Below are 18,880 nucleotides of genomic sequence, written 5' to 3' on the forward strand. Positions count from 1 at the left end.
TTGCTTACAAGACTATAAATGTGAATAAGATAGTCATATTTTTTGGCACAATAAAGTAGAATTTGAAGTCATGGAGGTTAATCATATGTTTTTTTTCCGCACTGTTTCCGTAATCCCCCCTATCCCGGAGCGAATCAAACGGCTAAGGGAAATTGCCAAAAATCTCTGGTTTAGCTGGAACCCGCGGGCCCAGGATTTGTTTTGCTATATTAATGGGAATTTATGGCGGGAGGTGCATCACAATCCGGTAAAATTTCTCATATACATAGGTTCCGATGAATTAGAGCGTGTTGCCCGGGATCCTCACTTTCTGGCTGAATATGACCGGGCAGTGGCCGAATTCGATAATTATATGGCGGAACAAAAGTGGTTTGAACAGATTTATCCCCAGCATAAAGACCGGGTAATTGCTTATTTTTCTGCCGAGTTTGGGTTTCACGAATCCTTACCCATTTATTCCGGCGGGCTAGGGGTGCTTGCCGGGGATCATGCCAAGGCGGCCAGCGATCTAGGCCTCCCCTTTGTAGGTGTGGGGCTGCTGTATAAACATGGATATTTTACCCAGCGAATTAATCGAGAGGGCTGGCAAGAAGCCTATTATCCATACCTTAATTTCCGTGAAATGCCCTTATCTCCGGTAACCCGTGACGATGGCAGCGACTTGGTGATAGAGGTGGGTTTTCGCCATAAGACGATTTTTGCTAAGGTCTGGAAAGTGCAGGTAGGCCGAGTAAAGGTGTATTTGCTTGATACCGATATTACCAGAAATAGTGAAGAAGACCGCAAGCTGACGGCGCAACTTTACGGAGGTGATGAGGAAAATCGCATAAAACAGGAAATTATTTTAGGGATAGGTGGGGTAAAGGCCCTCCGGGCCATGGACATAAAACCTTTTGCCTGGCATATGAATGAAGGTCATGCCGCCTTTTCCGTGGTAGAAAGATTACGGGAGTTGGTTCAGCTTGGAATTCCGGTTGCCACTGCAAAGGAAGCTGTAAAATCGAATACTTTATTTACAACCCATACACCGGTACCGGCCGGGCATGACGTTTTCCCTTTTGAACTGGTGGATACCTACTTAGGACATATTTACGGCCAGTTGGGAATGAGCCGTGAGGCCTTTCTGGACCTGGGCCGGGATAAGGAAAACGATGAGTTTAATATGACTTTGCTGGCGCTTCGCCTTTCCGGGTACTGCAACGGGGTAAGTAAAATTCACGGGGAGGTTAGCCGAAAAATGTTCCACCGGATTTATCCCCATCTTTCGGTGGACGAGGTGCCCATAACTTCGCTAACAAACGGTATCCACCTGGAAACCTGGTTATCCCGTGAAATGAGGGACCTTCTTACCATGTATTTAGGACCGGATTGGGTTAAGAATATATGCGACAGTAAAATGTGGGAAAATGTCCGCTCAATTCCTGATAACCAGCTTTGGGATGTACACCAATCCCAAAAAATGCGTACAATACGGTTTATAAGAGATACTTTGCGGAAAAAATACCGCCGCAACGGGGAAGAGGAGTATCGCATTCGAGAGGTGGAAAACCTTTTAGACCCGGACATTCTAACCATTGGGTTTGCCCGCAGGTCTACCTCCTATAAACGTTTTACCCTTATATTCCGGGATAAGGAACGGCTGGCCAGGTTGGTAAATGATCCGGAAAAACCGGTGCAGATTGTATTTGCGGGAAAGGCACACCCCCGGGATAATGAGGGTAAACGTCTAATAAAGGAGATTTACGATATTTCAAAGGAGGAACCTTTTCGGGGCAAAATTGTATTTCTCGAGGATTACGATATGAATACGGCCCGCCATTTGGTGCAGGGGGTTGATGTATGGCTTAATACCCCCCGCCGGCCCTTGGAGGCCAGTGGAACCAGCGGTATGAAAGCTGCCGCCAACGGGGTATTGCACTGCAGTGTCCTCGACGGGTGGTGGCCCGAAGCCTATAACGGCAAAAACGGTTTTGCCATTGGTGGGATTGAATCCGGCATTATTGATGATTATGAAAAGCAGGATTTAAGCGATGCCGGGCACCTTTATGATTTGCTGGAGAACGTAATTATCCCGGCTTATTATAAGCGGGATAACGGTATTCCCCGGGAATGGATAAAACTGATGAAGAATTCATTGAGTACCATTCCGGTACAATTTAACACCACTCGCATGGTACGGGAATATACTGACCGCTTTTATAGTAACCTTATAGACCGGGGTATTAAATTCTCTGAAAATAATTTCGAAGTAGCAGGCAAGGTTAAAAATTACAAGCAATATATAGAAGAGAACTGGCACCAGGTATCAATTAACGCCGTTCGTTGCAACGGATGTGCCGATATGCAGCGGGGTGACCATTTGGATATAGAAGCTAAGGTAAAGTTGGGTCCCATAAATTATAATGATATTACGGCTGAAATTGCTTACGGTGTTGAGGGCAGGGAAGGACTCAGAAATGTAGTTACGGTGCCTTTGCAAATAGACGGGCAAACAGGAGAAGGTGAGTATCTTTTTATAGGCAGATTACCCCTTGAGCACCAGGGTACCATTGGATATACGGTTCGGGTACGCCCGTCCAATACATATTTTGCCCATCAGCATGAGTTGCCTCTGGTTACCTGGGCACGGGATTTCTAATGATAAAGGTCCTCCTTTTCACGAGGAGGGCTTTTTTCATGCAGAAAGGCAGGAATATGTAGAGTTTTGACGAATATTTCCAAAAGACACGGCTTAACCTGTGGTTCTGTGGGAGGAATATATTAATCCATAATATGGTTTTGACAGGGGGGGGGGACGTATTGTCGGCATTTTTATTGTTAGCCTTAGGCGTGCTGGTGGGAATTTTAGCCAGTTTTACCGGCTTGGGCGGGGGTTTTATAGTGGTTCCCCTTTTAATTATGCTTGGTTACGAATCATATAAGGCTGTAGGCACCTCATTTTTAACAATATTTGTCATTTCCGTGTCGGCCCTGGTTGCCCATTTAAGCTTGCAACACGTGGATGTGCGTTTGGGAATTTTGCTGGGAATAGGGGGAGTTCTCGGGGCCCAGTTGGGTTCACGATTGGTGGAATATGTGCCAACTCATATTTTTAATAAGATTTTTGCATTAATTTTAATTGGCCTCGCCATTCGTATGTTTTTGTCCAAGGGATAATTAATTTGAGGAGATGCCAGAAACTTTCCCAAATATCCAGTGACCTTTCCCGATTATATTAATATTAGACTTACCCTTTTATATTCTTTGCGGGAGAGTGTCCTTTTATGTTAAATTCCTTGATTTTATTAAATGTGCCTCCCCGTCTTTAATATATACTTCGTGCATGCACAATAAGTGTTTTACTTTACCTTCTCCGGGCTCGGCTTCAAAAAATTTTCCACAGTGCGGGCAGCGGTATCTTTTCCAGGGAATCTTTTTTTCCTTGTATTTAAATATGAAAAATAAAATCGTGAGAATTACGGGCCCTCCGTAAAACAGTGCCGGAGCTAAAACGGCCAGCGGCTTTATATAAAAGGCCGCAAGTCCAATGAAGGGTAAAATTAAGGTTGCCAGGGCAATTTTAATTCCCCTAAGCCTGAATTCTTCCCGGGTCATGAGGAAACCACCTTTATTATTCCCCTTTTAGCAGGGTGTTTTTAACCTTGTCCATTACCTTAAGGTCGTCCTTTTGTTTTTTCCCGGCCTTCGGCCCGTATCCCAATGCGGCGGCCATATCGGTCAAAATCAGCCGCAGTGCCTTCATGCGCCTCTTGTAAAATTCTTCATGCCCCACATCGTCCGGAGGTATGTCCAGTTTTGAGCGAAGAATGTCGGGAGCGTAGAGGAAAGGTATCACCATCTTTACGGCGGGCCCGGAAAGCCACTTCCGGGTATTTAGGGTATTGGCTGCATAGTCGATGAGTTCCAGGTGAATATCTGAAAGCTCGTAGTATTTGTAGGCGTTGGAGTCCTCCAACCATTCCCGAACTGTCCACGTTTTGTCAGAATTATATCCCAGGCAGGAATCCACTGGGGTAATCATAAAAATTTTTTCCTGGCATTCCTTTTTATTACCTTTAATGTGAAAGCGAACAGCCCGGGCAATAGGTGCAGTCCGGCAATTCCTCGGCCGCACGGGGTAAACGGAACATTTTCCGTCTGCCAATCTAAAAGCGCAAGGGCCTTCAGCCACGTGTTTTAATTGAATACAAGGCCATCCCAATTCTTCATCCATGTCGAGGATGCAATAGGTTTTAACAAACTCCTGGCCGGATAGGTTAAGGTGCCTGGCCATGGTTTCCACGTCCCACGGGTCCAGGAAAATATCTATGTCGCTACAACAGTTTCCCATGCATTCATCGGTACATTCAAAATTGAAGGTGTCTTCAGGGCTCAATTCTTTTAAGGTACCGTTTTTTAGCCGTTGGATTATTTCCTGGCACAGGTCACTTGTCATTTTTATTTTTCCTCCCGGTTTTTTTCTTTAACATAGAATTTCGTCAAATGTGGTTTTTTACCTTCTGAATTTGTTTACTAAATCTATGCCGAGAGGAAATAAAAAAGCGCCCTTTAATAAGGGCTTTTGGCGGGGATTAAGGCAAGCAATTTTTATAGGATGTAATTATTTTAACATAAAACTATACGTAACATTGTCAACCAATTGACATGCCGGTCAAACAGTTCGTGTTGTCGGGGGGTAAATATTACTGTATAATCATGGTAAAATTAGTTTTAGAAAGGGTTTAATCATGGAATTATTTCCGGACAATGATATTATATTTGCTCTGGATATAGGCACCCGCACTGTAATCGGTCTTGTGGCCTCGGTAAAGGAAAACAAACTTGTTATTCTTGCCGAAGAAGTGCGGGAACACCCCGGCCGGGCAATGTTTGACGGTCAGATTCACGATATCCCGCAGGTGGCCTCCGTGGTATCCGAGATAAAGAATGCATTGGAAAAAAAAGTGGCTCGTCCTTTGGATAAGGTGGCCGTTGCCGCGGCGGGGCGTTCCCTGTATACGGTTAAGGTGTCGGTGGAGCATGAAGTTGATGAAAATATGGAAATAGACAGCGCCATGGTGCGGGGGCTGGAAATGGATGCCCTCCGGGAAGCCCACCGCAGGCTGGATGAACAGTCGGAAGTGCGTAACCGCTATTATTGCGTAGGGCATACCGCCCTGGGTTACAGTCTTGACGGCTATCCCCTGGCCAATCTTATAGGTCACCGGGGACGCGTTATCGGGTGTGAGGTAATAGCCACTTTTTTACCGGTATCGGTAGTGAACGGGCTTTATGCGGTACTGGAAAGATCCGGTATGGAACCGGTAAATCTTACTTTGGAGCCTATAGCAGCAATTGATGTTGCCATTCCCGAAAATTTTCGTCTTTTAAATTTGGCCCTGGTGGACATGGGTGCCGGTACTTCCGACCTGGCAATATCCAGGGACGGTACCATAGTGGCATACGGCATGGTTCCGGTGGCAGGTGACGAGATAACCGAGGCTCTGGTCAACGGATGTTTGGTGGACTTCGATACTGCCGAGGGCATAAAGAGACAAATTAAAGAAGGTGCAGATATAAATTTTACCGATGTAGTAGGGATTGAACATGCCCTTAATTATGAAGAAATAATGGAAATAATTAACCCGGTTTTGGACAAGGTGGCAGGAGAAATAGCTGATAATCTTCTGAAACTAAATGGCGGCCAGCCTCCGCGTTCAGTCTTTTGTGTGGGAGGAGGTTCGAGGATACCCACTTTTACAGAAAGATTGGCCCGGCGACTAGGCCTGCCGCCCCAGCGGGTGGTCTTGCGGGACCGCAGCAATCTGAAAAATGTAATTTTCAACCAGGGGGAAAGTTCGCCTGTTACCGGTCCCGAAGGTGTTACTGTAGTTGGCATTGCTTCAGTGGCAATGAAGCGAATGGGCTTTGATTTTATGTCCATTGTTATAAACGGCAGGGAATATCGTCTTTTCAATACCAGGGAGTTAACTGTTTCTGACGCCCTGGGCTTGGTACATTTTAACCCCCGGGATCTCATAGGTAAAAATGGCAGGGACCTGTATTTTTATCTTAACGGAAAGCGGCAGGTAGTATTTGGCGGGCTGGCCCGGCCGGCGCAAATTCAGGTTAACGGGCATCCGGCCACCCTTCAAACTGCCGTTAAGGATGGAGATGAGATTTTTGTGATAAAGGCTGAAAACGGCCGGGATGCCAAAGCAAAGGTTGCCGATTATCTTCCCGGAAAAGGGGAATTGAGGATCGTATTAAACGGTGAAAAAGAAGTTTTGCATCCCATCTGCCTGGTAAATGGAAAACGTGTCCGGCCTGAAAAGGAAATATTCCCGGGCGACAACGTCGTGATAAAACCCATTGGTACCGTAGCTGATCTTATCGAAGCCAGGGGGCTGGATCCCCGTAATGTTTCTGTGCGGGTCAACGGAAGCCCGGCCGGGGCTACGTATCCTTTATCTGACGGTGACCGGGTGGAATTGCTGATTCCTGAAAATGGTAGCAAAGGGGACGGCGCCAGTTCGGAGTGCATAAAAAGCGGGGCGAAAAAAGTGCCTTCTGAAGAGGGAGTTCCGGTAACAGGCATACGGGTACGGGTTAACGGGGAAGAAATTTTATTAACAAAGCCAGAGCCCATTTTTACAGATATTTTTGAGCACGTGGAAATTGATTGCAGCCAGGCCAGGGGAATCCTGGTTCTCAAGTTGAACGGTAACAGGGCAAAATATACGGATCCCCTTTCCGAAGGAGATGAGATCGAAATTTACTGGGAAGGGGAAAAGGGCTAAACAAAGGTCGGGCTTTTAGCCCGACCTTTGTAATTTGGGTTTAGTCGAAGCGTTTTTTCAAGGCTATATTAATACAAATGAATGCACCGCCCCACGTTACGAGCAAACCGAATACCATCATGGCGATTGCGCCACCTGTCATTTTAAGCTACCTCCTAATCATATTAGCGGTAAGAAGAATCCCTCAGCAGTTCGCCTTTACCCCTGCTGGCGGCAAGAATAAAGGAAATTATCACAATGCCAACTACCACGAGCCAGCCGAGACCTGCCAGTTCAGCAACGGAATAGCCCCCATAAGGCTCCTTAATATCACCAATCAGGTTACTTATGGCCATGTAGCCCAGTACTATGGGGGTAATTACTTGCAGGCAGAATTTCCACCAGCCCCCCACGGCAAAATCGGAAATAGAATTAATATGTTCCTTAATGCTATTAATGTTAAACAACCAGCTGAGGAAAATAACCTCTACCAGCCCGGCGAATACAATTCCGAAGTTGTTGATAAAGTGATCCACAATATCCAGGGCTGCCAGCCCGCTTCCGGGCCTGACGAAGATAAGGCTGACCAAAAGGCCCACCAGGCAGAATACGGTGGTCACTTGTTTACGGCTCCAGCCGTATTTGTCAATTAAGGCTGATACACAGGCCTCGTTAATTGAAATTTCCGATGAAAGCCCCGCAAAGGTGAGGGAAAGGAAGAACAGTATTCCGAAAAATGTTGCCGCAGGTAACAGGTTTATTGCCTGTGGGAAGGTAATGAATGCCAGCCCCACGCCGGCACCGGCAACTTCCTGAACAGAGGTTCCCTGCTGGGCGGCCATGTATCCGAGAATACCGAAAACTGCAATACCGGCCAGCATACTGAAACCACAGTTAATAAAAGCTGTCATAAAACCGTTGTTGGCGATATCGGATTTTTTGGGCAGGTAACTGGCATAAGTAATCATGATTGCAAAGGCAATACTAAGACTGAAAAATATTTGCCCGTAGGCATCTGCCCAAGCCCTGTAATCCCAGATTGCGCTGAAATCGGGCCGGAACAGCCACTGGAGGCCATTGGCAGCACCAGGTAGTGTTACGGCACGAGCTACCATAATGATAACCATGATAAATAGAATAGGCATCAAGATTTTGTTGGCAATTTCGATGCCCCGCTTTATTCCGCTGTAAAGTACCAGCCAGTTGATAAACCAGACAATAATTACACCGATAAAAATAGGCCACTGTAATCCTACGGTGGTGTAAGCAGTGGCTCCTTCTCCCGCAGAACCTATAAATTGGCCGAAGAAACTGCCGGGATCGGAGCCCCAGGCCAGGGAAAATGAATAATACAGGTAGTTAAGCGCCCAGCTGATGACTACAATGTAATATACTGAAATTACAAATGAAACCAGAACCTGCCACCACCCCAGCCATTCCCACCTTTTGGAAATCCTCGCAAAGGTTGCCGGAGCCGCACCAGCATATTTGTGTCCTACGGCAAATTCCAGCACGATAATAGGGATGCCGGCGGTCAGCAGTGCAAAGAAATACGGGATTAAAAATGCACCGCCGCCGTTTTCGTAGGCCATATAAGGAAAGCGCCAGATGTTACCAAGACCAATGGCAGATCCTACTGCGGCCAGAATAAAACCGGCTCTCGTACCCCACTGTTCCCTTTCTGCAGACACTTCTTCAACCTCCTTTAAAAAATTTTTGAAAAATTAAATTAAAAAAGGACACACTAGGATTCTTCAATTAAGGACAAAATCCTTTTATTTATTGCGAAAAGTTTTATTAACTTTTTACCCGGCTATATCTTTGGGCGAGGGCTATAGTTCCGATTATAATTAGAATAATACTTACCAATTGGGCTACCCGGAAAGGTCCCAGCATAAGACTGTCCGTGCGTATGGCTTCAATGAAGAAGCGGCCAATTGAGTACAAGACCAAGTATAAAAATGCTATTTCTCCCTGGAATTTTTTGCGGGGCCAGCGAATAATAAGTACCAAAAAGACAAGAAAATCCCAAAGGGATTCGTAAAGAAAAGCGGGGTGGTAATACTGGCCGTTTATATACATCTGTTTTTGAATGAAAGTGGGGAAGTGACTTATAAAACTTTCTGAAACGGGCCCCCCGTGGGCTTCCTGGTTAATAAAATTACCCCACCGCCCTATGGCTTGCCCCAGGATCAGGCTGGGAGCCATGATATCCGCCATTTTCCACAATGGCAGCCGGTATATTTTTACATAGGCCAGTCCGGCAAGAATTCCCCCTATAATTCCCCCGTGGATAGCCAGCCCACCATGCCAGATTGCTATCATTTTATAAAAGTTTCCTGCATAATTTTCCCATTCAAAAATTATGTAGTAAATTCTGGCCCCGATAATGGCCGAGGGAATAATTAAGGTTACCATATTTAAAACATGATTGGGGTCTATACCATTGGCTGCCGCCCGGTAATAAGCCAGGATAATACCTATTAAAAAGGCTGCAGCCATGATAATACCGTACCAGCGTACCGTTAATGGGCCAATTTCGAATGCTACGGGGTCAATCATTTTAAAATCCTCCCTAAAATGGAAATTTGTCTTTATATTTTATCATACTCTTTCCTGCCGGCGGCTATTTTAAACCGTAAAAAGGTGATAAAACTTTGGGCATAAAAAACCGGGGCAGCTTGCCCCGACTTTAAATGTAAAATAATAGTTATTTTTCCCCGAATATTACCTGGCGCCCGCCGATTTCTTCCCAGCGCAGGTTGATAAATCCCGCTTCCTTTAACCAGGAGCTGTACTGTTCCCATGTCCAGGTTCCCCCGTTTTCGGTGTTAACCAGCATATTGACTGCGAATACATCGGCAAACTCTCCGGTTCCCCTGATAAAGTCACATATTGCTATTCTTCCTCCGGGGCTTAATACTTTATTCACCCGTTTAAAAAGCAGGCGGTTTGCGGCCTTACCGTATATGTGGGTGATATTGCCCAGGTAGGCCAGGTCAAAAGGGCCTTCCGGGAGTCCTTCATTAAAGTCCCCTTTTACCATTGTTATCCTTTCATCCTTCTTTACTTCAGGTTCCATAATTTCTACCACATCCGGAAGGTCCAGTACCGTTACCTTTGCACCCTTATCGGCAAAGGCCCGAGCGTGGCTAAGGGGGCCGCCTCCAATGTCAAGTACCGTTGAGCCCTTTGGCAGGCCTTCCAGGCAGCGGGCGGCTATGGTAGAAGCACTTTTAAGGGCATTATATTTCATTGCTTCCAGAAAGTGTTTCAATTGTTTAGTGTTCCGCGAACGGGGTACCGGTTTTCCGCTTTTAATAACTTCCGGCAACCGGATCCATCTTTCCATGAGGTTATAGCCATGCATAAAGGAAAACCCGGTATAATTTACGCTATCAGATTCATAAAACATGGAGTTTGCCGTTTTTGAAATTTTATAAGTTTTTTCTTGCCGGTCAATGTAGCCCAGGGCCACCAGTGCTTCCATAACGGTCCATACGGCCCGGGTATCTGCCTCTGTTTTGCGGGCAATTTGTTCGGCAGTAAGTGCTCCTTCTTTGTGCAGGATGTCGAAAAGACCCGTGCGGGCTGCTGCACCGACTATTAGAAATTCCCTGGGAAGTTGAAGTTTGTTTAAATCAGGCATGAAAATCCCCCTTTAAAATCCGCCCCCGAAAATATATTGAGCTGCAATTCCGGCTATTGGCGGTACGGTAAAAACCGTAATAAGCCGTACGGCCATGAATCGCGGCCCAATGAGGGCTAATTCAAACGGCAGCTGTCCCACTCCCAACAATGCCCACCCGGTAATGATTGATACTGCCGTTCCGATACTGGCACCGGCATGATAAATTGCGGCAATGATAGGGAGGGAAACGTAAGGGCCCCCGGGTATAAGGGCACCTGCCACAGTACCAATTAAAATCCCTCGCAGCCCCGCTTCTTCACCCAACCAGGAACGAATAATTTCCGGGGGTATTGCTACCTGGATAAGGCCGGCGATCATAAAGGCCATAAGAAGAAGGGGAATTAAGCTGGTGAACATTTTTTTGCCGGCTTTTAGCCCGCGAATGTGGGAGCCGTCCTTCCGCCGGTAAGCAACGGTAAAAAGGGTAGCGGCCATAACTAATAATACAATAAGGGGAATAATCAAAAAATATCACCTCAGGCTTTAAATCAGTTGTTTAATTTATTAAGTATCTTCCGTTTTTTGCAGTTCTTTTATTCCAATACGAATTTTTTCTGTAAATTTTGAGAAGAAAATGTTTGCAACCAACCCAAGGACAATAGGAAATATAAAGGTTATAGTATAACGAATAAAAGTTATTTGGGGCCCCATAAGGGCTACTTCTATGGGTAGACGGCTCAGCGTCCATAAATTTTTGGCGGTAACAAAGGTGACAGCTGTGCCGATTTCCGCACCGGAAACCAGAAAGGTGGCGGTCAGGGGAAAGAAAACATAAGGTCCTCCCGGTACGAGGGCTCCGGCCAGGCCCCCCAGCAGCAGACCTTTGAATCCCGCTTCCCGTCCCAGCCAGCGGGAAACCGTTTCCTTGGAAACCAGTACGGAAATTAGTCCTGCAGTTGCAAAAGCCAGCAATAACAATGGCGCTACCTGAATAAGCATTTTCCCACTGAGCAGTAGACCGCCGGCCAGATCTTCCCATCCTCCCTGTATCAGGGCCATTATGCCCAGTACCAATGCTGCTACCCCCATACCAATGGTGGTCTTTTGCAAATAGAATTCCTCCAATCGCGGTAAATAAATGTATGAATAGTTTATATTTTTAACATTGTAGCCGAGAAGGAATTTTGGTGTCCAGTTTGCTAGAATAACATTTATTTAAGTAATTTTATTTAAAATTGATAATAGATCTTTATAATTTTAAAGAAAGAAGGGAGGTGTAGCTCCATTGACCAAGAACCTGATAGAAGAGATTCTGCAAAGCATAGGCCTGGAAAAAATTGATTGTAATGCTGGAGAAAGTGAAAAACATCGGAATGAAAACGGAGAACCGAAAAGTAAAAAATAAAAAGGAGGTATTTCTTTTGACCGGCGTACCAGGGAAAGCGAGGGTAGGTATTGCAAGGCAACCTACCCTCGCTTTTATTTAATATGTACTTTAGCTACGGTTACATCATTATCCAACCAGAGTTTCTGGATTACTTTTTTAACTTTTTCAGGTTGTCCGCTGGTATAAAAGATTTCTATGCCGGGTTTTTGGTCAGGTGTATTAAGATCATTCTCTTTTAGTACCTGAATTACCCGCCGGGCCACTGCTTCGCCTGTATCAATTACCTGTATTCTGTTCCCCAGCATAGACTCTATTATAGGACGAAGAAAAGGATAATGGGTACAGCCGAGTACAACGGTATCCACTCCTTCTTTAATTAAGGGGTCTAGATAGAGTTTTAACATTTCCTCTGTCCTGGCACCGTTTATTTCCCCGGCTTCAACCAATTCCACGAGGCCGGGACAAGGCTGAGATATTATGTCAATACCGTTTCCGTATCGTTTTACCAGGGAACCGAACCGCTCTCCTGAAATGGTTGCCCCGGTGGCCAGTATTCCTATTTTCTTATTCCGGGTAATTGCAGCTGCCGGCTTTAAGGCGGGTTCCATGCCAACAATAGGTATTGGGTATAATTTTCTTAATTCGTTCAAACTGGCGCTGGAGGCGGTATTACATGCCACCACTACCAGTTTAACTCCCCGGGATATCAGGAATTGACAAAGGGCTATGGCTCTTTTGCGGGTTATTTCCGGGGGGCGGGTACCGTACGGGCAATAGGCGGAATCAGCAAAATAAATCATGTCTTCGTATGGCAGCACGGCACGCATTATACGCATTACGGACAGTCCCCCGACTCCGGAGTCAAATACGCCAATGGGGGCCGGGTCAGGCATTATCTCCACCTCTTTTATATATAAAAACCTTTTTATATTTGTATCGCTTATATATTACTTCATTACTCAACTTTACAATACATGAGGGGTAGGAGAAGCTTTTGGAACATCCTACCCCTGACTTCCGTCTGCGGCGGGGGTGCAGCGGAAGCAATTTTTAAAATTCTACACCGGCAAAAAAATGTCCTGCCTTCCTAAAATGGTTTTATGCTTGGCTGATATTATTTAAAACCGTTATTGCTTTATCATGGTTAAGGCCTATATACTTTTGATGGTAGCTAAAAAGGGCGGCAGGGGTGTTGGTATTGTTTCCGGTAAAGTCCTTTATAGTCGCTTTTATAGCTTTGGTGATTATAATATCCGGCAGTATATTGGCTTATATGACAATAGAGGGCTGGTCTTTTTTGGAATCACTGTGGGTGGCGGTGGTAAGTATTACTACCGTGGGTTATGGTGATATGGTCCCCGCCACTCATAAGGGCAGAATTATTACATTACTTTTGATCATAAGCGGGGTCGGTCTTTATACATATGTACTTAGCAATATATTACTGGCACTGGTGGAAGGGCAGTTTTTTAACGTTTGGGGGAAAAAGAAAATGATGAATAAGATAGAAAAACTTCACAACCATATAATCGTTTGTGGCGTAGGCCGTGTAGGAAGCGAAGTAATTAACCAGTTGAAGCATGAAAAATTTGATTTTGTGGTTATAGAAAAAAATCCCGAGCGGGAAGAGTACTTGCATAATGAAGGTGCATTATATATTATTGGCGATGCCACCGAAGATAAGGTATTGGTCAGTGCCGGTATATACAGGGCCCGCAGCGTTATTACCACATTGCCGGATGATGCCGGGAACCTTTTTATAACCATTACCAGCAAGGATTTGAATCCCAAGGTAAGGGTTGTGGCCCGGGTAAACCGTCCGGAGGGCATACAGCGCATGCGCAGGGGTGGAGCGGACAGTGTGGTAGCCCCCTCCTTAATTGCAGGGAACCGCATGGCCCTTTCAGCTATAAAGCCTGCCAGTGTGAATTTTGTACAAACGCTTATAGAAAAGCATGATCTTAACTTTGAATTGGAAGAACTGCAGATAGGGAAGGTATCGCTCCTGGCTGAGCAGAAATTAAAAGATTCCGGATTGCGGGAGAATTTTAATACCCAGGTGTTGGCCATTCAGCGGAATGGGGAGGTAATTGTAAATCCGTCCCCCTCGGAGGTTCTACTCCCGGGAGATGTACTGATTTTATTCGGGCCGGAGGACCAGCTCGGGCGATTGGAAAAAATATTATCCGGAGAATAAAATAACCGGGGAATATCCCCCGGCTGTTTTATTCTCCGGCAGGTAATTTAGCTAAAGGTGTTATAGATACTTTAAGGGATTTCGGGGTACCCCGTTGATGAGCACCTCAAAATGGAGGTGGGGGCCCGTAGCATTACCCGACGCACCTACCCGGCCAATAAATTGGCCGCGGTTAACTGTTTGACCCTTCTGTACGCTAATGGAGGAAAGATGGGCGTAACGGGTAATTACTCCGCTGCCGTGGCTAATTTCTACTTCACGGCCGTAGCCGCCGTTCCACCCGGCACGTATGACCCTCCCCGGGCCTGCCGCCCAAACCGGGTTGCCGTACCCTGATGCGATGTCAATACCGCTGTGCATTTTCCCCCAACGCATTCCAAACGGCGAGGATAATCTCCCTGTAGTGGGCCAGATTAGCCCTCCGCCCCTGGAAGAAAGTACAAACTTTGTTCCTTTTTTAATTATCCTTGGTTCAGGCTCCCTAACAATTTCTTCATTTATAACGGTTTTTTCTGTTACCTTTCCGTTTTTAGCTAAAATACGGTAAGTTACTTTTTTTAAACCTTCCTGACCTTGCTGAACGGTTTTTATAGTACCCATAGGGAGGGAAGAATCATTTCTGTATTCTGTCTTAAAGGGTATTGTTTTTTCTTCCGTTATTTTGTAATTGGCTATTACCGTCAGTAAAGGTGCAGAGCCGGATACTTTAATTTTTTGTCCTATTTGCAAATTCTCGGTTATTCCCGGGTTTAATTTTTCTAGCTGTTCAACGGTGGTGTTATTGGCCAGGGCCAGGTCCCAAAGGGTATCATTTTTTTGTACAACATGTATGCGCGCTTCGCTCCTTCCCTTTTCTGCGAGCTGCAAGGCACTTTCAATACTATCTAGTTTATTAATATTTACTTCTTGGTCAACAATTTCCACTTTTTCGGCAAAACTTATCTTACAGTCGTAACCGGTGCGATATTTATCTTTTAACTGGTTAAAAAATTCCTCTGCCGTATTACGATTTTTAAATCGCAACTGGGGTTTGCCGTCAATCTTAACAAGAACACCGCTGGTTACAAAATTTATTTTTTCATCCAAAACTTTAACTAATTCCTGATTTTCTAAAGGAGTTTTGGAACTTTTTACTGTCCTTAGCTCCAGGTCTGAACCAACGGTTACTTTTTGGCCCAATTCTTTTGATTTTTTTGCAGTAAGTCTTTGGATGGTATTTTGAACGGCTTTTTCGCTTTCTGCATAAGCTATTACTTTTCCGTCAACTATTATAGTACACACCTTGCCCCAGTGAAGCCCGACGACAAGGGCGAGCCCTGCTATAATGGGAACAACAGCCCCCAGCACCTTAAAGCGATGTATCCGGGCCCTGTTTAAGTGATGTGTCATTTTCAACCTCCCTTGTTGCTAGTTGTCTTGTCCATGTGAATATGGGAATACATTAACTGACAAAAGTCTAGCACGATTGAGTAACTTAAGCAAACCAGGAATTGTAAATAGCATATTTCCAAAAAATTCTGCGGCGCGAAATACTGAATAATTTGCCGCAGGAAGTTACAAATTAATTAAAAAATCCTTGTGAGGTGATTTAAATGGCATTAATTCCCTATGAGCCTTTCAGGCAAATTGACTATTGGCGAAATGAAATGAACAGATTTTTTAATGAAATGTTTCCTGCTACCTTTACCCAGGGGTTTGTCGGTCCCAGAATCGATGTATACGAAACGGAGGACGAAGTTATAGCCAGCTGTGAAGTACCGGGCTTGGAAAGCAAAGATGACATTAAAATTGATGTGAATGAGAATATGCTTACCATAAGCGGGAGAATAAACAGGGCCAATGAAATCAGAGAGGAACAAATACACAGAAGGGAAAGATATATGGGTGTTTTTCAGCGCTCGGTTGCCCTGCCCAGTAAAGTTCAGGCAGAGGGAACCAGGGCTACCTATAGAAACGGCATTCTGGAAGTACACATGCCCAAGGCAAAAACCGATGCAAAAAGGCGGATTGAGGTGGAGTTTCACTAGTAACATTGGGGGTATTTACTTTGATAGGTAAATATCCCCAGTGCTAAATATCCATTGAAAACAGCTGCTTGATACTTATTTTTTTTTGTTATAATACAATTAGTTTGTCTATTGGTTGTAATCTGACCTACAGGGAGTGAAGGCTTGATGGACAGGGAGTTAGCCTTGGAGTTTGTTCGCGTTACGGAAGCAGCCGCGCTGGCATCAGCCCGCTGGATGGGCAGGGGGCGAAAACACGAGGCAGATGAAGCGGCAACCAATGGAATGCGGGCCATGTTCGATACCGTTGCCATAAACGGAACGGTGGTTATTGGCGAGGGAGAGATGGATGAGGCTCCCATGCTTTATATTGGAGAAAAGGTGGGCTGTGCCCAAAGTCCTGAAGTGGATGTGGCCGTAGATCCCCTGGAGGGTACCAATATTTTAGCCAAGGGGCTTCCAAATGCTATGTCGGTGGTGGCTGTTGCCGACAGGGGCAATCTTTTACATGCTCCGGATATGTATATGGAGAAATTGGCTGTTGGCCCCTGGGCAGCCGGAAAGATCAGTCTGGATGAGCCCATTGAAAAAACCCTGGAAATTGTAGCCAGGGCAAAAAATAAAAAAGTCGAAGATTGCACTGTAATGATTTTAGACCGGCCCAGGCATGAAAATTTGATAAAAGCTGTTCGCCGTGCCGGGGCCAGAGTGCGCCTGATTGGGGACGGCGATGTTGGGGCTGCTATTGCAACTGCTTTTGAACACACGGGCATTGATATTTACGCTGGGATTGGTGGCGCTCCGGAAGGTGTAATTGCCGCTGCAGCACTCAAGTGCATGGGGGGCGAAATGCAGGCACGACTTTGGCCTGAAGATGATGAGGACCGACAACGATGCAAAGAAATGGGAATAAGCGATATTAACCGTATTCTTACCATGGATGACATGGTAAAGGGTGGTGATGCCATATTTGCCGCCACAGGTGTCACTGACGGTGAATTGTTAAAAGGGGTTCGGATGTTTGGCGGTAATTTAGCTGAAACCTATTCCCTGGTAATGCGTGCGAAAACCGGTACCATTCGCTATATAAGAACGATGCATAACCTTTCCCGCAAACCGGCTCTGATATTTGACAGCGGAAAGTAGGGAACTTCCGGCGGGTTAATCAAAATTCTTCGGGGGTGGGGGGTATTCAAGGCATACTGCAGAGAATACCAGGCACCTGGTTAAAGAGATTCGCCGGCTGGGCTATTCCGGTAAGGTTGTGCAAGGAGTTTCAAATCCCGCAGCGGTATCATTTTATTCCTGTAATACTGAATGCCGGGCATTATAAATGGATAACAGGTTTAATTGAAACTTGAGACAGGCAAAATAAAAACCGCCAGGGGCGGTTCTTATTTTGCCCGCTCTTCGTTTACCTGCATAGCCGGCCGGAACATGTCCAAAATACCCAGCAGTATCCAGGCAAGTCCGAAACCCAGGATGCCTGCACCCCATAAACCGGTCATATACCACCCTATCAACGATAGTACAACGCCGATTCCTACTACAACCCAGCTTGCTGTTGTTGCGTTCATAATACACCTCCATTAAGGATGATTCTTAAAAATAATTTTTTCTTTTCATGTTTTATTTTAGAATACCCAAAAAAATAAAAATTTAACCTGTTTATCTAAAGAGTTGTGGTTACTGGCTAATGGAATATCTTGATTAAAATAAAGAAATATTGTAGAAAAATTTATAATATGTTACCATTGGTAAAAACATTTGATTAAACTTACCCCGGGGGAATTTTTTGTTATGTAACATGCGTAATGACCCTAGCATATACTTAAAAACAATTAAGCTGGATAATAACCAAGGGCTTAAAGAAGCGGGGCGGCCCGCGGGATTTCATCTAAAACTGAAGATGAGCCCGCGGGCTTTATCTTATTAGCTGGCCGGGTCCCGCGGGAGGATGGAAATGGATAAGAAGACCAGGGTAGCAAAATTATCAGTTATATCCAACTCTATACTTACAGCAGGAAAATTAGTTATTGGCTTCAGTATGGGCTCCGTGGGGGTAATTTCCGAAGGATTCCATTCCGGTATAGATCTCTTGGCTGCAATTATTGCTTTTTTTTCAATAAATAAGGCGGCAAAGCCTGCTGATGCCAGTTATCAGTTCGGTTACGGTAAGTATGAAAATGTAGCCAGTATAATAGAGGCTTTACTTATCGTAGCGGCTGCCGGCCTTATTATTAGGGAGGCTTTTCCCAGGTTATTCAATCCTACTCCTGTCAACTCGCTGGGGCTGGGTATAATGGTAATGACTATAAGTGCCGGGGTTAATTTGTTTATTTCCCGAATACTCCTTAAAACCGCCCGGGAAACCGATTCCCCTGCCCTTGCCGCGGACGGCTGGCACCTGTTAACCGACGTATATACTTCCGTGGGAGTATTGATTGGAGTGGTAATAATAAAGATTACGGGCTGGTATATTGTGGACCCCCTTATCGCCCTGGCCGTATCTTTGCTCATTATAAAGGCTGCCTATGATTTAATAAAGGATTCAATGAAAAGCATATTGGATGTAAGCTTGCCGGAAGAAGAAAAAAAACTGATAAAAGAAATTTTAAAAGAATATGCCCATAAATATGTTGAATTTCATGCCCTGAGAACGCGCAAGGCTGGGTCTGAAAGGCATATTGACCTGCATCTCGTTACTGCTCACCATCTTTCCGTGGGCCAGGTCCACCAGGTTTGTGACGAAATTGAAAACCGAATTAAGCAGGTTTTCCCCGGGTGTAAGGTGTTAATTCATACCGAGCCCTGTGACGGGAGCTGTGAAAACTGTATCAGGGAAAGGGAGCATTCCACTTGTGCTTACGGTGAAAAAAATTCCGGCTGAAAGATATGGAT

Annotated in this window: 18 protein-coding genes; 7 read left to right on the forward strand and 11 right to left on the reverse strand. The window is 45.3% G+C overall.

The features are described 5' to 3' along the window. The first annotated feature begins 85 nt into the window (after positions 1-85). Positions 86-2,638, forward strand: coding sequence for an alpha-glucan family phosphorylase (gene glgP / locus ACX4JR_RS05840; RefSeq protein WP_476060080.1), 2,553 nt, complete (start codon positions 86-88; stop codon positions 2,636-2,638). A gap of 161 nt (positions 2,639-2,799) precedes the next feature. Further along, positions 2,800-3,156: a sulfite exporter TauE/SafE family protein gene (locus ACX4JR_RS05845; protein ID WP_476060081.1), complete on the forward strand. Its 357-nt coding sequence runs from the start codon at positions 2,800-2,802 to the stop codon at positions 3,154-3,156. Positions 3,157-3,261: 105 nt separating this feature from the next. On the opposite strand, the gene ACX4JR_RS05850 is transcribed toward ACX4JR_RS05845, so the two are convergent. Next, on the reverse strand, positions 3,262-3,594 hold the full coding sequence (locus tag ACX4JR_RS05850) for a hypothetical protein (protein WP_476060082.1): 333 nt from the start codon (positions 3,592-3,594) through the stop codon (positions 3,262-3,264). 16 nt (positions 3,595-3,610) lie between these two features. Further along, the gene (locus ACX4JR_RS05855; RefSeq protein ID WP_476060083.1) at positions 3,611-4,435 is read right to left on the reverse strand and encodes a YkgJ family cysteine cluster protein; all 825 of its coding nucleotides are present in this window, start codon (positions 4,433-4,435) and stop codon (positions 3,611-3,613) included. A gap of 292 nt (positions 4,436-4,727) precedes the next feature. Here ACX4JR_RS05855 and ACX4JR_RS05860 point away from each other — a divergent pair, with 292 nt between their 5' ends. Then, positions 4,728-6,779 carry a cell division FtsA domain-containing protein gene (locus tag ACX4JR_RS05860; protein WP_476060084.1) on the forward strand — a complete coding sequence of 684 codons (2,052 nt, stop codon included), beginning with the start codon at positions 4,728-4,730 and terminating at the stop codon, positions 6,777-6,779. 40 nt (positions 6,780-6,819) lie between these two features. Here the strand turns inward: ACX4JR_RS05860 and ACX4JR_RS05865 are convergent, their stop codons facing one another. From ACX4JR_RS05865 to murI, 7 genes are all read right to left on the reverse strand, one after another. Then, positions 6,820-6,921, reverse strand: a complete 102-nt coding sequence (locus ACX4JR_RS05865) for a MetS family NSS transporter small subunit (protein ID WP_476060085.1) — start codon at positions 6,919-6,921, stop codon at positions 6,820-6,822. Between the two features lie 22 nt (positions 6,922-6,943). Then, complete coding sequence (locus ACX4JR_RS05870; RefSeq protein ID WP_476060086.1) at positions 6,944-8,449, reverse strand: sodium-dependent transporter; 1,506 nt, start codon at positions 8,447-8,449, stop codon at positions 6,944-6,946. A 106-nt stretch (positions 8,450-8,555) separates the two neighbouring features. Next, positions 8,556-9,320 carry a prolipoprotein diacylglyceryl transferase gene (lgt, locus tag ACX4JR_RS05875; RefSeq protein ID WP_476060087.1) on the reverse strand — a complete coding sequence of 255 codons (765 nt, stop codon included), beginning with the start codon at positions 9,318-9,320 and terminating at the stop codon, positions 8,556-8,558. 148 nt (positions 9,321-9,468) lie between these two features. After that, positions 9,469-10,407, reverse strand: a complete 939-nt coding sequence (locus tag ACX4JR_RS05880; protein WP_476060088.1) for a methyltransferase — start codon at positions 10,405-10,407, stop codon at positions 9,469-9,471. Positions 10,408-10,419: 12 nt separating this feature from the next. Next, the gene (locus ACX4JR_RS05885) at positions 10,420-10,914 is read right to left on the reverse strand and encodes a permease (protein ID WP_476060089.1); all 495 of its coding nucleotides are present in this window, start codon (positions 10,912-10,914) and stop codon (positions 10,420-10,422) included. Between the two features lie 39 nt (positions 10,915-10,953). Beyond that, complete coding sequence (locus ACX4JR_RS05890; protein WP_476060090.1) at positions 10,954-11,499, reverse strand: permease; 546 nt, start codon at positions 11,497-11,499, stop codon at positions 10,954-10,956. A gap of 369 nt (positions 11,500-11,868) precedes the next feature. Continuing rightward, a complete protein-coding gene (gene murI / locus ACX4JR_RS05895; protein WP_476060091.1) occupies positions 11,869-12,669 on the reverse strand; it encodes a glutamate racemase in 801 nt (266 codons plus the stop codon). Positions 12,670-12,974: 305 nt separating this feature from the next. On the opposite strand from murI, the gene ACX4JR_RS05900 reads away from it, so the two are divergent. Then, entirely contained in the window at positions 12,975-13,973 is a 999-nt protein-coding gene (locus tag ACX4JR_RS05900) for a potassium channel family protein (RefSeq protein WP_476060092.1), read from the forward strand. A gap of 60 nt (positions 13,974-14,033) precedes the next feature. Here the strand turns inward: ACX4JR_RS05900 and ACX4JR_RS05905 are convergent, their stop codons facing one another. Then, positions 14,034-15,362 (reverse strand): peptidoglycan DD-metalloendopeptidase family protein, encoded by a 1,329-nt coding sequence (locus tag ACX4JR_RS05905; RefSeq protein WP_476060093.1) that lies wholly within the window; start codon positions 15,360-15,362, stop codon positions 14,034-14,036. 203 nt (positions 15,363-15,565) lie between these two features. On the opposite strand from ACX4JR_RS05905, the gene ACX4JR_RS05910 reads away from it, so the two are divergent. After that, entirely contained in the window at positions 15,566-16,000 is a 435-nt protein-coding gene (locus ACX4JR_RS05910; RefSeq protein WP_476060094.1) for an Hsp20/alpha crystallin family protein, read from the forward strand. 147 nt (positions 16,001-16,147) lie between these two features. Continuing rightward, complete coding sequence (gene glpX, locus ACX4JR_RS05915; RefSeq protein ID WP_476060095.1) at positions 16,148-17,125, forward strand: class II fructose-bisphosphatase; 978 nt, start codon at positions 16,148-16,150, stop codon at positions 17,123-17,125. A gap of 248 nt (positions 17,126-17,373) precedes the next feature. On the opposite strand, the gene ACX4JR_RS05920 is transcribed toward glpX, so the two are convergent. Beyond that, positions 17,374-17,556: a hypothetical protein gene (locus ACX4JR_RS05920; RefSeq protein ID WP_476060096.1), complete on the reverse strand. Its 183-nt coding sequence runs from the start codon at positions 17,554-17,556 to the stop codon at positions 17,374-17,376. Between the two features lie 386 nt (positions 17,557-17,942). Here ACX4JR_RS05920 and ACX4JR_RS05925 point away from each other — a divergent pair, with 386 nt between their 5' ends. Further along, on the forward strand, positions 17,943-18,869 hold the full coding sequence (locus tag ACX4JR_RS05925) for a cation diffusion facilitator family transporter (RefSeq protein WP_476060097.1): 927 nt from the start codon (positions 17,943-17,945) through the stop codon (positions 18,867-18,869). Positions 18,870-18,880: the final 11 nt, after the last annotated feature.

This window comes from Desulfofundulus sp. JL263-se, assembly GCF_056316025.1.